Raw genomic sequence first — 12,419 nt, forward strand, 5'->3', positions numbered from 1 at the left:
TCAGTCGACCTCCGACAGCGCCTGCGCGAACTGCGCCGCGTACAGCCGGGCGTAGGGCCCCCCGGCCGCCAGCAGTTCGTCGTGCGTGCCCTGTTCGACGATCGAGCCGTTCTCCATCACCAGGATCACGTCCGCGTCCCTGATGGTGGAGAGCCGGTGCGCGATCACGAAGCTCGTACGCCCGTGGGCCAGCCGAGCCATCGCCTTCTGGATCAGCACCTCGGTCCGGGTGTCCACCGAGCTGGTGGCCTCGTCGAGGACCAGGATGACCGGGTCGGACAGGAACGCCCGCGCGATGGTGATCAGCTGCTTCTCACCCGCGCTGACCCCGGAGCCCTCGTCGTCGATCACCGTGTCGTAGCCGTCGGGCAGCGTGCGGACGAAGCGGTCGGCGTGCGCCGCCCGCGCCGCCTCCTCGATCTCCTCACGGGTCACCTCGCGCGAGGCGCCGTAGGCGATGTTCTCCGCGATCGTGCCGCCGAAGAGCCAGGTGTCCTGAAGCACCATGCCTATGCCCGATCGGAGTTCGTCGCGCGTCATCTTCGCCGCGTCGACTCCGTCGAGGGTGATCCGGCCGCCCGTGACCTCGTAGAACCGCATCAGCAGATTGACCAGCGTCGTCTTGCCGGCGCCGGTCGGGCCGACGATCGCGACCGTGTGCCCGGGCTCCACACTCAGCGAGAGGTCCTCGATGAGCGGCTTCTCCGGGTCGTACCGGAAGGACACGTTCTCCAGCGCCACGCTGCCGCGCAGCTCCTTCGGCCGCTCCGCGGGTTCGGGGTCGGGCGCCTGCTCCTCGGCGTCCAGCAGAGCGAAGATCCGCTCGGCCGACGCGATGCCCGACTGCACCAGGTTCGCCATCGAGGCGACCTGCGTCAGCGGCATCGAGAACTGCCGCGAGTACTGGATGAACGCCTGCACGTCACCGATCGACAGCGAACCGGACGCCACCCGCAGCCCTCCCACGACCGCGACCAGCACGTAGTTCAGATTCGACACGAACATCATCAGCGGCTGCATGATCCCGCTGTTGAACTGCGCCCTGAACCCCGCCTCGTAGAGCGCGTCGTTCTGCTCGGCGAAGTCCTTCGCGGACTCGTCCTGCCGCCCGAAGACCTTCACCAGCGTGTGGCCGGTGTACATCTCCTCGATATGGGCGTTGAGCTTGCCCGTCACCTTCCACTGCGCCACGAAGTGCGGCTGCGAGCGCTTGCCGACCCGCGCCGCGACGAACACCGACAGCGGGATCGTCACCAGCGCCACGAGGGCCAGCAGCGGCGAGACCCAGAACATCATGATCAGGACGCCGACGATGGTGAGCAGGGAGTTGATGAGCTGACCCATCGTCTGCTGCATCGTCTGGGAGATGTTGTCGATGTCGTTCGTCGCCCGGCTCAGCACCTCACCGCGCTGCTGCCGGTCGAAGTAGGACAGCGGCAGCCGCGACAGCTTCGTCTGCAGGTCCTCGCGCAGCTGGAAGACGACCCTGTTGATCACCCGGATCGACAGCCGGCTCGACACGAGCATCAGCAGCCCCGCGCCCACGTACACCGCCAGCGCCACGAGCAGGACATCGCCCACCGCGCCGAAGTCGATGCCGCTGCCGGGTGTGAAGTCCACCCCGGACAGCATGTCGGCGAGTCCGTCGTCGCCCTGCTCGCGCAGGTTGTCGACGGCCTGCTGCTTCGTCGTGCCGTCCGGCAGCTGCCTGCCCACGACACCGGCGAAGACCAGGTCCGTCGCCGCGCCGAGGATCTTCGGCCCCACCACCGAGAGCGCCACGCTCAGCGTCCCGGCGCCCAGCATCAGATACAGCGAGGACTTCTCCTGGCTGAACCTCCGCAGCAGTCGCTTCCCGGACCCCTTGAAGTCCATGGACCGCTCGGTGGGGCCCCCGGCCATCATTCGTCCGCCCGGCCCGGCCATCAGGCGGCCTCCGCTTCCGTCAGCTGGGAGAGCACGATCTCCCGGTAGGTTTCGTTGCCGTCCATCAACTCGTGGTGGCTGCCCGTCCCGACGACCCGGCCTTCGTCCAGGACCACGATCCGGTCCGCGTCACGGATCGTGGACACCCGCTGCGCCACGATCACCACGGTCGCTCCCCGGGTCTCGTGGGACAGGGCCGCGCGCAGTGCGGCGTCCGTCGCGTAGTCCAGGGCGGAGAACGAGTCGTCGAAGAGGTAGATCTCCGGCCTGCACACCAGCGTCCGAGCGATCGCGAGCCGCTGACGCTGACCGCCGGAGACGTTGGTGCCGCCCTGCGAGATCGGTGCGTCCAGGCCGTGCTCCAGCCGCTCCACGAAGTCCTTGGCCTGCGCCACCTCCAGCGCGTGCCACAGCTCCTCGTCCGTCGCGTCCGGGTTTCCGTAGCGCAGGTTCGTCGCGACCGTCCCCGAGAACAGGTACGGCTTCTGCGGGACGAGGCTCACCGTCCGGGCCAGCAGCACCGGGTCCAGCGTCCGTACGTCCGTGCCGTCGACGAGCACCTCGCCGTCCGTCGCGTCGAACAGCCGGGGCACCAGCCCCAGCAGCGTCGACTTCCCGCTGCCCGTCGACCCGATGACCGCGGTCGTCTCCCCGGGCCGCGCCACGAGATCCACCGCGCGCAGCACCGGCTCCTCGGCGCCCGGGTAACGGAACTCCGCGCCCCGTATCTCCAGATGACCGTGCTTGAGCAGCTTCGTCACCGGAGCGACGGGCGGGACGACGCTCGAATCGGTCTCCAGGACCTCCTGGATGCGCTCGGCGCAGACCTCGGCACGCGGGACCATGATGAACATGAAGGTGGCCATCATCACCGACATGACGATCTGCATCAGATACGCCAGGAACGCGGTCAGCGCGCCGATCTCCATCCCGCCGCTGTCGATGCGGTGCGCGCCGAACCAGACGACGGCGACGGACGACACGCTCACCACCGTCATCACGGTCGGGAACATGAGCGCCATCAGACGGCCCGTCGACAGCGCGACGTCCGTCAGTTCGGTGTTGGCGCCGCGGAAGCGCTTCTCCTCGTAGTCGTCACGGATGAAGGCGCGGATGACCCGGTTGCCGGTGATCTGCTCGCGCAGCACCCGGTTCACCGTGTCCAGCCGCTCCTGCATCGTGCGGAACAGCGGGCGCATCCGCCTCACGATGAGCCCCACGGAGACCCCGAGGACGGGCAGTACGGCGAGCAGTACCGCGGAGAGCGGCACGTCCTGGCCGAGCGCCATGATCACGCCGCCGACGCACATGATGGGCGCCGACACCATCAGCGTGAACGCCATCAGGACGAGCATCTGGACCTGCTGCACGTCGTTGGTCGTACGGGTGATCAGCGAAGGAGCGCCGAACCGTCCGACCTCGCGCGCGGAGAAGGACTGCACCCGGTCGAAGACGGAAGCCCGCACGTCGCGCCCCAGCGCGGAAGCGGTCCGGGCGCCGTAGTGGACGGCCCCGATGTTGCAGACGATCTGGATGACGCTGACGACGATCATCACGCCGCCGAACTCCAGGATGTAGCCCGTGTCCCCGCGCACGACACCCTTGTCGATGATGTCCGCGTTGAGGCTGGGCAGATAGAGGCTGGCACAGGTCTGCAGGAACTGGAGCAGCACCAGCAGGATGATGGGCTGTCTGTACGGACCCAGATAGGTCCGCAGGAGTTTTATGAGCACACGTGTCTCTCGGAGTCGGCGAACGGCAGAGGCCGGTCCATACTCCGGTACACCGCACCATGGCGGCCAACGCTTTTGCTCAAGCCCGGGTCAAATCCCGGGCCGCCCTCACTCCGTCGTGGCGAACGCGCCGGGATGGACCTGATCGCGCGTCGCCCCGTACTGCTGGCGCACCGCACGGCCGACCGCGAGCTCCTCACCCGGCTCCAGGACCTGCGCGGCGGCACCGCGCCACGCCGGGGGAGTACGGGCGTCGAGCGTCCCCTGCGAGACGCCGAGCGCCCACGCCGCCTGCCGGGCCGCGCCCAGCGCCGCGTACTGGGCGGGCTGCGGCACGACGACCTGGGTGCCGAACACGGCGGGCGCCAGCGCCTGCACGGCGGGCAGCTCGGCCGCCGCGCCCAGCAGGAACACCCGCCGCACCTCGACGCCCCTGCCGCGCAGCACGTCCAGCGCGTCGGCCAGCGAGCACAGCATCCCCTCGAAGGCGGCCCGCGCCAGGTGCTCGGGCTTCATCGACTCGCGCCGCAGCCCGCTCAGCGTGCCCGCGGTGTGCGGCAGGCGCGGGGTGCGCTCCCCCTCCAGATACGGCAGCAGGACGAGTCCGGAGGCCCCCGGGGTCGACTTCAGGGCCAGCGCGGACAGCTCGTCCAGACCGTCGAGGCCCAGCATCTCGGCCGTACCCCGCAGCGCGCGCACCGCGTTCGAGGTGTGGACCACGGGCAGGTGCATCCCGGTCGCGTCGGCGAAGGAGGTGATCATCCCCGTCGGGTCGGCCAGCGCCTCGTGGTGCACGGCCATCACCGAGCCCGAGGCGCCCAGCGACACCACGGCGTCCCCGACGGCGACTCCCAGGCCGAAGGCGGCGGCCATCGTCTCGCCCGTGCCCGCCGAGATCAGCAGCCCCTCCGGAGTCGTCCCGGCGGAGTCGGCGGGACCGAGCACCTCGGGCAGGGCGGCCTGGTGGCCGAGCGCCAGCTCCACGAGATCGGGGCGGTAGGACCCGGAGCCCGCCGACCAGTACCCGGTGCCCGAAGCGGCACCCCGGTCCGTCGTCCGGCGGGCCGGCCTGCCGAGCAGCTGCCACACCAGCCAGTCGTGGGGCTGGAGGACGGCGGCGACCCGCTGGGCGTTCTCCGGCTCGGTCCGCACCAGCCAGCGCAGCTTCGTCACCGGCTGCGCGGCCTGCGGCACCGCCCCGACGGCCTCGGCCCAGGGCCGGCGCCCGCCGAGCCCGTCGATCAGGTCCGCGGCCGAGGCCTGCGCGCGCCGGTCGTTGCCGACCATCGCCGGCCGTACGAGATTGCCCTGGTGGTCCAGCGGCACCAGCCCGTGCTGCTGCGCGGACACGCCGATGGCCTGTACGCCTTCGAGCAGCCCTCCGGAGGCCGCCTCACCGAGTGAGAGCAGCCACGCCTGCGGATCCACGTCGGAGGCCTTGGCCTCGACGGGGTGCGCGGCGTACCCCTGCCGCAGCACCTCACCGGTGTCCGTGTCACAGACGACGATGTGCGTGAAGGCGGATGAACTGTCCAAGCCGGCGACTATGCCCATGTCACAGATTCTGCCGCACCGGCGAACCTTTCCCGCACCGGACCTCTGCCGCACCGGGTGATGCCCGATGCGGTGTCCGGTGCGAGAAGGGCCCTCAGGTGTTGGTCGTGCCCCAGTCGTCACTGCCGTTGTGGCCACTGCGCTCCCGCAGCGAGCGCACCCGGTCGGAGACGGACACGGGGACCTTGTCCCCGACCTTCTCGCTCACCGAGTGGTACGCCTTGCCGGCGAAATCCCGGCCGCCGTGCGCGGCGGACTCCGCCGCGTTCCGCACGGCCGGGTTCTCGGCCAGCCGCTGTGCGGACTTCTTCAGCTGCTCGTAACGCTCGCGCCCCGCTCGCGTGCCGAGCACGTAACCGAGGGCCACTCCGGCGATGAACGTGAGCCGGTATCGCATGGCTGCCACCCTTCCTTCGCTCCGTGCGACGTGTGCTGCACCGCCTACCCGCAGACACCCGAGATCACCCAGGGGGATACCGATTGGCGGAGCACCCCCCTGCTTGCGCTAATGTATGTGTCGCAGCGAACGCGCGCCGCTCGGCAGCCGCCAGGTAGGTACGATTCGAGGCACCGCAGCAATCCCCTGTAGCTCAATTGGCAGAGCAGCCGGCTGTTAACCGGCAGGTTACTGGTTCGAGTCCAGTCGGGGGAGCGCGATCCCCTGTAGCTCAATTGGCAGAGCATTCGGCTGTTAACCGGAGGGTTACTGGTTCGAGTCCAGTCGGGGGAGCAGACGGAAGAGGACCCTTCGGGGTCCTTTTTCGTGCGCCCGGAAGGTGCCCTCCGTGACTCTTTCGGGGCGATTACGCGGCGCCTGGAACCGGGCAGCACCCTGCGAGGTCTTCATGGTCACGCGAAGGCGGCCATCCGAAGCAGGAGATCGTATGACCGGCTATGCTGCGGCAGACGGCGCGCACACATGTACGCGCCACGCCGAGACGGGGCGGTAGCTCAGCCGGTTAGAGCAGCGGACTCATAATCCGTCGGCCGTGGGTTCGAGTCCCACCCGCCCCACCAGACTTACCCTGCGGAAACGTTCTGACCTGCGGAAGCGCGGTTTTCGCCGCTGGTTTCCGTGCGGTACTCGCCGTACGCGGTGCGGTACTGAGCCGCTTTCGCGTGGCGGCGGCACCCGTCAGCCCCGTCTGACCTGGCCCTTTGTGGCGATTGCCCGAGGGGCTTCGTTGCTGGCTCCCACGGCTGCTGATGCAAGGGCCGCCCCGCCTCACTGCTTCGACATCAGTCACTGGTGTGTGGCTGGTGGTCGCCGGTGCGTGGCCGGGCGGGCTCCCTGTGTCACGTTCGGTGATCTGCCGCCCGTGAATGTTGGTGATGTATCGTAACTATGTACATCATGGACTCGGAGTGAGGGGTGGCTGACATGTCTGTGACGCAGGTCGATCTCGATGACGAGGCGCTGGCTGAGGCGATGCGGCTCATGGGTGTCTCGACGAAGAAGGAGACGGTCAACGGTGCCCTGAGGGACTACGTGGCGCGCATCAAGCGGCTGGAAGCTGCTGAGAAGCTGGCCGCGAGGGGTGAGCGGGGCGAGTTCGAGGCTCCGGCTGCGGCGCATGCGGCAGCCAAGCAGGCCCGGCGGGCAGCCTTCGAGTGATCACATACCTCCTCGACACGTGCGCCCTCTGGCACCTCTTCCGTACGCCGGGGGCGTTGCGTCCCTGGGAGGGGCACATCGCCGCGGGGGTGTTCCATGTCTGCGAGCCCACGAGGACGGAGTTCCTCTATTCGGCCACAAGCCCGGCTCATCGGGACGAGTTGGCCGAAGAGATCGATGACCTCTGCCATCTCGCCCCGGTTCCCGAGAGTGCGTGGCGCTGGGTCGACACCGCGCAGTACAAGCTCACCCAGCGAGGGCAGCACCGTGCCGCCGGAGCCATCGACCTCCTGGTGTGTGCGACGGCGGTCCATCACGGTCACACGGTGCTTCACGTGGACAACGACTTCGCCACGGTGGGAGCGGTCCTGAAGGAAGTGCAGCAACGAGACGTGCGCGCCTGATTCTTCGCCCTCGGCAGTGATCCTGGCTCCGACGAATGCCATCCCAGGGCGGAAGGGCGTCCGGCCCGTTCGCGAACCCGGGCAACAGTGTGTCTCCACTTACGGGGCGCAGGTCGCTGCCGTCACCGAGGGTGAGAAGTTGCCGTCCAGGTTCAGACACTGGGGAGCTCAGGTGTTCCCCTCACGGTGGGAAGGTGCGCCTTCCGTGCCGGCTGAGCCGCAGATGCGCTCGGCAGACCTCCGCCCGGATGACCGAGCGGATCGCTTTCCTGGAGCAGAACCGCGACGCACTCACCCGTTACATCGAGGCGATGGACATCGCGGGAGGATTGTTGCCTGCGACAGGCGCACGATGAGCCGCCAGCGGATTTCATGTGCCACCGTCTGTGCATCCACTCCGCCACGGAGTGTGACTGCACTGGGCGAGGGGAGGGGGGACGGAGCCGGCGGCATGCACTACGGGTGAGTCGCGCGACTGGCTGCCTGCCCGCGGATATGCCGGGCAGTTCTTCTCCCTCTACATGCAGCACCGGAGCCGCCTGTAGCCGTGCGGTACGTACCGCACCGCTTTGCCCTTGCACGGGATCGAGGCGGATGCAGCAGGACGCAGCAGGATGCGAATGTCCGTCTCTGTGGCGTTTCCGCAGGTGAGAGGCGTCACGCTTATGGGTTCGAGTCCCACCCGCCCCACCGAGCATCCCCAGGCAGAATCGTTCTGACCTGGGGAAACGCGTCTTCTGGGGTCATTCTGCGTGAGGTGTTCGCCTCACGGTGGTGCGGCGGACGTGCGTCTTCGGCGACCTGGATCTGCCCCAGACCCCTCCGCTCGGATCGCCGTGGGGCGCGGTCCAAGCAGCAGCCCAGGCCACTTTCGATCACACCGCGCTCAAGATCGATTGAGCGACGGCCCTCAGGTCGCGACGAGCTCCTGCTCGTGGCCCGGCGCTTTGACCTTGGGCTTCTTGTTCGGCAGTGAGAGCCGGAAGACCTTGTGCCACGCGGAGACCACTTGCTTGGGCAGCGGCCCGGTGACGTACTCCAGCTCGTACTTGTCGAACAGTGCGCGCACCTTCACCGCGACCTCGGCGTACCGGTTGCTCGGAAGGTCCGGGAACAGGTGGTGCTCGATCTGGTGTGACAGGTTGCCGGTCATGAAGTGCATGGCCCTGCTGCCGCTGATGTTCGCCGAGCCCATCATCTGGCGCAGGTACCACTGGCCGCGCGTCTCTCCCTCGATCGACCGGCGCTCGAAGACCTGCACGCCCTCGGGGAAGTGCCCGCACATGATCACCGAGTGGGACCAGAGGTTGCGGACCAGATTGGCGGTGAACGTGGCGCCGAGTGTGGTGAGGAATGACGGGCCCGACAACAGCGGGTGGATCACGTAGTCCTTGAGCACCTGCTTGCGGATCTTCCGGCCCACGGCCTTGGCCCGCGCGCGGAACTCCGGGCTCTTGCGGCTGCGCTTGCCGAGGTTGTTGCCGAGCTCCAGGTCGTACGCTGCGATGCCGTACTCGAAGAAGCAGGCGTTGAGGAAGTTCCACAGCGGCTGGCCGAGGTGGAAGGGGTGCCACTTCTGGTCCTCGTCCACGCGCATGATGCCGTAGCCGAGGTCGTTGTCCTTGCCGATCACGTTGGTGTACGTGTGGTGCAGCTCGTTGTGCGAGTGCTTCCACTGCTCGGCCGGCGAGACGTGATCCCACTCCCACGTGGTGGAGTGGATCTTCGGGTCCCGCATCCAGTCCCACTGGCCGTGCAGGATGTTGTGGCCGATCTCCATGTTGTCCATGATCTTCGCCACGGACAGACCGGCGGTGCCGAGCAGCCACGCGGGCGGGAAGAACGAGAACAGCAGCACGCCCCTGCTGACCAGCTCGAGCTTCCGCTGCGCCGAGATGACCTTGCGGATGTAGGCGGCGTCCTTCTCGCCGCGGCCTGCGATCACCTCGTCGCGGATCGCGTCCAGCTCGCGGCCCAGCTCCTCGATCCGCTCCGCGGTCAGGTGGGCAGTGGGGTCGATGGCGGTCAAGGCGCTCCTATCGTGCGAGGTCGCAGTGGCCCGCCGCGGCGGACACACAGGTCTGGATGAGGACGCCCGGCTCGGCCTCGGTGATCTCGCCGGTGCGCAGGTCGCGGACGGCGCCCGCCTTGAGCGGCGTGACGCAGCCGAAGCAGATGCCCATGCGGCACCCGGAGGGCATGAGTACGCCGGCCTCCTCGCCGACGTCCAACAACGGCGTGGCGCCGTCCGCGTCGACGGACTTGCCGGAGACGCTGAACGTGACCTCGCCACCGGCGCCGACGGCGACGACGCTCGGGCGGAAGCGTTCAGTGTGCAGGCGCTCTTGTACGCCGCTCTCGGCCCAGTGCTCTTCGGCGGCGTCGAGCAGGCCCGCGGGCCCGCAGGCCCAGGTCTCGCGCTCGGCCCAGTCGGGCACGAGTTCGTCGAGACGCGCGATGTCAAGCGTGCCGTCCGTGTCGGTGTGCACCTCAGTGAGGCGCAGCTTCTTGTCCGCGACCAGTTCGTGCAGCTCGTTGCGGAAGATCACGTCCTGCGGCTGTGGCGCGCAGTGGACCATGACGACGTCGTCGAACTCGGTGTCGCGCAGCATGCCCATCACGGGAGTGATGCCGCTGCCGGCCGTCAGGTAGAGCACCTTGGCGGGCTTGGCTCCCTGCAGCACGAAGTCACCGGCCGGCTGGTCGAGCTGGATCAGCGTGCCCGGTTTCGCCCTGCGGACCAGGTGGTTGCTGACCTTGCCGTCCGGGATCGCCTTCACGGTGATTGTGACGCGGCCGTCCTGACGGTTTGTCGGCGAGGTGATGGAGTAGGCACGCCACAGGCGCTTCCCCTCGACGTCGACCCCGATCCGCACGTACTGGCCGGCTGTGTGGCCGCGCCAGCCCCGTCCCGGTCTGATGACGATGGTTGCTGCGTCATCCGTCTCGGGGTGCACGGCCTCGATGCGCCCACGCAGGTCAGCGCCCGCACGCAGCGGGCTGACCAGGTCGAGGTAGTCCGACGGCAGCAGCGGCGTCGTGACCATCTCCAGCAGTTTCCACGCCCTGCTGCGGAGGGCTGCACTCGTCATGAATCCAGCTTGCTGCGCCTCAAGGCGTAAAGTCCTGACCACAGGACGTAAATCTGGTTGGCAGAATTGTTCGCAGGGAACAAAACGTGAGTCATGCAATCCGGAGGGCCAGAGAACTGGCGCTGGGCGAGGCGACGGTCGCCGCACTTCGGGCCGAGCTGAAGACCACCGCCGACGAGGTGGTCCAGGCGATCATCGACGAGGTCCCTTCCTATGCCAACGCCCTTTCGGGCCGGATGGGCGGCACCATCCGCCGAGCCGTCCGCACCGCTCTGGGGCACTACCTGGACCTCGCGAGCGGGAACGCCACAGGCGGCGACGCCGGTGACGCGGCCTACGAGCTGGGCCGCGGCGAGGTGCGTGACGGCCGCTCGATGGACGCCCTGCTCAGTGCCTACCGCGTCGGCGCCCGCGTGGCCTGGCGATGTCTGGCAGCGGGCGCCGTACCCGCAGGTCTGCCCGCCGCCGAGGTCGCCAAGTTCGCCGAGCTGACCTTCGCCTACATCGACGAGCTCTCCGCCGCGAGCGCCGCGGGCCATGCCGACGAACTGGCCGCCCGGGGCAGGGCCCACGAGCGCCACCTGGAACACCTGGCCCGCGACCTTCTCGCCGGCACGAGCCCGGACGTGCTGCTGGCCTCTGCTCAGCGGGCCGGGTGGCAGCCTCCGGTTTCGTTGACCGCTGTCCTGCTGCCCGCTGCCCAGGCCCGGCCGGCCTACCGCGCGCTCGACCCGAGCACCCTCGTCCTCGACGATCTGCCGGATGCCACCGGTGTGCTGCTCGTCCCCGACGCCGACCGATCACATCTCCTGCGGCAGCTGACCGACCGCACCGCAGTGGTCGGCCCGGCACGGCCATGGACCCGTGCGTCCGCCTCGTACGCACGAGCCATACGCGCGCGCTCCCTCTCCCCTGATATTCGCGACACCGAGGACCACCTGCCCGAACTGGTGTTGAGTGCGGACATGGAGGCGTTCGCGGACCTGCGTGCCCGAGCCCTCGCACCGTTGCAGACCTTGCCTGTCGCGACCGCCCGGCGGCTGGAGGAGACGTTGCGTGCGTGGCTGCTGCACCAGGGCAGGCGGGAGGAGGTGGCGGCGGCGCTGTTCGTCCATCCCCAGACGGTCCGGTACCGGATGTCGCAGCTGCGAGAGCTGTTTCCGGCACTCGCATCGCCACACCGGGTCCTTGAACTGACCCTTGCGGTCGGTCTTCGGGTCAGCTGACGCGCTCCTCGACCGCGTCCGCGAGCAGGCCGGGCGCCGTCGACGAGCTGGTGCGTGGCCTGCTCGGGCAGTTGACCGACTGGCAGCAGTCGATCGGCGAGCTGGGCCGCGCGCTCACCACGGCAACTGAAGGCCGACCGCTACCCGGCGGGTCCACCGACGCCGGCCGCACCGAGGACATCGGGTGGCGCCGGGCCCGCACCACGCTGCTCGAGGCCGTCGCACGCCACCACCACGCTCATCTGCTCGTCGCCATCGTCGAGCTCGACGGTGAGCTGGAGCTCCCCGCTACCCGTAATGGGTGCTTCAGGGACGCGGTCCTCCCAGAAGGCCGCGCGGTCAGCGCCGGCGGCCGCCGCCGATGCGGCGGTCGTCGGCCAGTGCGGTCAGCGGGCCGAACTCGCAGGCAAGCTGGTTCCACGTCAGAACCTCGCCGCAGCGGGCCGGAAACTCCTTCGGGTCGAACTCGGGCATGGTCCAGGTGCCGGTGCCCCGGTCCCGCAGCCACAGGTCCCCGTCACCGTCGACCACAGTCGGCGGGACCGGTACGGGCTCGGCCTGATCGGTGGGCTCCCAGGTGATCCGGCCCGGGTGGGAAACGCGGCGCAGCTCGGTGGTGGCCAGCCGAGCGGCCAAGTCACGGGTGGACTCTTCGGCGTCCTTGACCGACGAGAGTCGGAATGCGTCGTCAAGTACGGGCAGGGCTGGATTCTTGCTGCGCTTTGAACTCATACGCTGACTACCTCCGGTGAGGGGCGTCACATCCGTTATGGCGCCCCGTAGAGGAACACGGTATCCGAGGCGGGAGCCGGGCCGGCTACGACCACTGTCCAGGTGGAGGCGCTGGCACACCGGTCGGTGGGGCTAAG

The 12,419-nt window shown here is 68.8% G+C and carries 11 protein-coding genes and 3 tRNA genes; 6 read left to right on the top strand and 8 right to left on the bottom strand.

Annotated features, from left to right (window positions below; translation table 11 throughout):
- The 4 genes from ABZY45_RS02585 to ABZY45_RS02600 form a co-directional block, all read right to left on the bottom strand.
- On the bottom strand, positions 1-1,926 hold the full coding sequence (locus ABZY45_RS02585; RefSeq protein ID WP_356735316.1) for an ABC transporter ATP-binding protein: 1,926 nt from the start codon (positions 1,924-1,926) through the stop codon (positions 1-3).
- A complete protein-coding gene (locus ABZY45_RS02590) occupies positions 1,926-3,659 on the bottom strand; it encodes an ABC transporter ATP-binding protein (protein WP_356735318.1) in 1,734 nt (577 codons plus the stop codon). The genes ABZY45_RS02585 and ABZY45_RS02590 overlap by 1 nt, the downstream gene beginning before the upstream one ends.
- Positions 3,660-3,767: 108 nt before the next feature.
- Positions 3,768-5,213 carry an FGGY family carbohydrate kinase gene (locus tag ABZY45_RS02595; RefSeq protein ID WP_356735320.1) on the bottom strand — a complete coding sequence of 482 codons (1,446 nt, stop codon included), beginning with the start codon at positions 5,211-5,213 and terminating at the stop codon, positions 3,768-3,770.
- A 94-nt stretch (positions 5,214-5,307) separates the two neighbouring features.
- Complete coding sequence (locus tag ABZY45_RS02600) at positions 5,308-5,610, bottom strand: YtxH domain-containing protein (protein ID WP_356736554.1); 303 nt, start codon at positions 5,608-5,610, stop codon at positions 5,308-5,310.
- Between the two features lie 182 nt (positions 5,611-5,792).
- On the opposite strand from ABZY45_RS02600, the gene ABZY45_RS02605 reads away from it, so the two are divergent.
- The 5 genes from ABZY45_RS02605 to ABZY45_RS02625 all read left to right on the top strand — a co-directional run bounded on the left by ABZY45_RS02605 (position 5,793) and on the right by ABZY45_RS02625 (position 7,232).
- A tRNA-Asn gene (locus ABZY45_RS02605) sits at positions 5,793-5,865 on the top strand.
- A gap of 5 nt (positions 5,866-5,870) precedes the next feature.
- Positions 5,871-5,943: transfer RNA gene (locus ABZY45_RS02610), tRNA-Asn, on the top strand.
- Between the two features lie 210 nt (positions 5,944-6,153).
- Positions 6,154-6,230: transfer RNA gene (locus ABZY45_RS02615), tRNA-Ile, on the top strand.
- Between the two features lie 364 nt (positions 6,231-6,594).
- Positions 6,595-6,828 carry a type II toxin-antitoxin system VapB family antitoxin gene (locus ABZY45_RS02620; RefSeq protein WP_356735322.1) on the top strand — a complete coding sequence of 78 codons (234 nt, stop codon included), beginning with the start codon at positions 6,595-6,597 and terminating at the stop codon, positions 6,826-6,828.
- Complete coding sequence (locus tag ABZY45_RS02625) at positions 6,825-7,232, top strand: PIN domain nuclease (protein ID WP_356735324.1); 408 nt, start codon at positions 6,825-6,827, stop codon at positions 7,230-7,232. Before ABZY45_RS02620 ends, ABZY45_RS02625 begins: the two co-directional genes overlap by 4 nt.
- 910 nt (positions 7,233-8,142) lie before the next feature.
- Here the strand turns inward: ABZY45_RS02625 and ABZY45_RS02630 are convergent.
- Both ABZY45_RS02630 and ABZY45_RS02635 read right to left on the bottom strand, forming a co-directional pair.
- Positions 8,143-9,261, bottom strand: coding sequence for an acyl-CoA desaturase (locus ABZY45_RS02630; RefSeq protein ID WP_356735326.1), 1,119 nt, complete (start codon positions 9,259-9,261; stop codon positions 8,143-8,145).
- Positions 9,262-9,268: 7 nt separating this feature from the next.
- On the bottom strand, positions 9,269-10,324 hold the full coding sequence (locus ABZY45_RS02635; protein ID WP_356735328.1) for a ferredoxin reductase: 1,056 nt from the start codon (positions 10,322-10,324) through the stop codon (positions 9,269-9,271).
- A gap of 86 nt (positions 10,325-10,410) precedes the next feature.
- Here ABZY45_RS02635 and ABZY45_RS02640 point away from each other — a divergent pair, with 86 nt between their 5' ends.
- Complete coding sequence (locus tag ABZY45_RS02640) at positions 10,411-11,550, top strand: helix-turn-helix domain-containing protein (RefSeq protein WP_356735330.1); 1,140 nt, start codon at positions 10,411-10,413, stop codon at positions 11,548-11,550.
- On the opposite strand, the gene ABZY45_RS02645 is transcribed toward ABZY45_RS02640, so the two are convergent.
- Both ABZY45_RS02645 and ABZY45_RS02650 read right to left on the bottom strand, forming a co-directional pair.
- On the bottom strand, positions 11,543-11,668 hold the full coding sequence (locus ABZY45_RS02645; protein WP_356735332.1) for a hypothetical protein: 126 nt from the start codon (positions 11,666-11,668) through the stop codon (positions 11,543-11,545). The two genes, ABZY45_RS02640 and ABZY45_RS02645, sit on opposite strands and share 8 nt — an antisense overlap.
- 221 nt (positions 11,669-11,889) lie before the next feature.
- Positions 11,890-12,282 carry a hypothetical protein gene (locus ABZY45_RS02650; RefSeq protein WP_356735334.1) on the bottom strand — a complete coding sequence of 131 codons (393 nt, stop codon included), beginning with the start codon at positions 12,280-12,282 and terminating at the stop codon, positions 11,890-11,892.
- Between the last annotated feature and the right edge of the window lie 137 nt (positions 12,283-12,419).

The sequence above is a fragment of the Streptomyces sp. NPDC006516 genome, assembly GCF_040611875.1.
Taxonomy (GTDB): domain Bacteria; phylum Actinomycetota; class Actinomycetes; order Streptomycetales; family Streptomycetaceae; genus Streptomyces.

Coding starts and splice junctions, on each gene's coding strand:
- ABZY45_RS02620 (WP_356735322.1), top strand. CDS start 6,595: ATGTCTGTGACGCAGGTCGATCTCGATGACGAGGCGCTGGCTGAGGCG.
- ABZY45_RS02635 (WP_356735328.1), bottom strand. CDS start 10,324: ATGACGAGTGCAGCCCTCCGCAGCAGGGCGTGGAAACTGCTGGAGATG.
- ABZY45_RS02650 (WP_356735334.1), bottom strand. CDS start 12,282: ATGAGTTCAAAGCGCAGCAAGAATCCAGCCCTGCCCGTACTTGACGAC.
- ABZY45_RS02595 (WP_356735320.1), bottom strand. CDS start 5,213: ATGGGCATAGTCGCCGGCTTGGACAGTTCATCCGCCTTCACGCACATC.
- ABZY45_RS02585 (WP_356735316.1), bottom strand. CDS start 1,926: ATGGCCGGGCCGGGCGGACGAATGATGGCCGGGGGCCCCACCGAGCGG.
- ABZY45_RS02600 (WP_356736554.1), bottom strand. CDS start 5,610: ATGCGATACCGGCTCACGTTCATCGCCGGAGTGGCCCTCGGTTACGTG.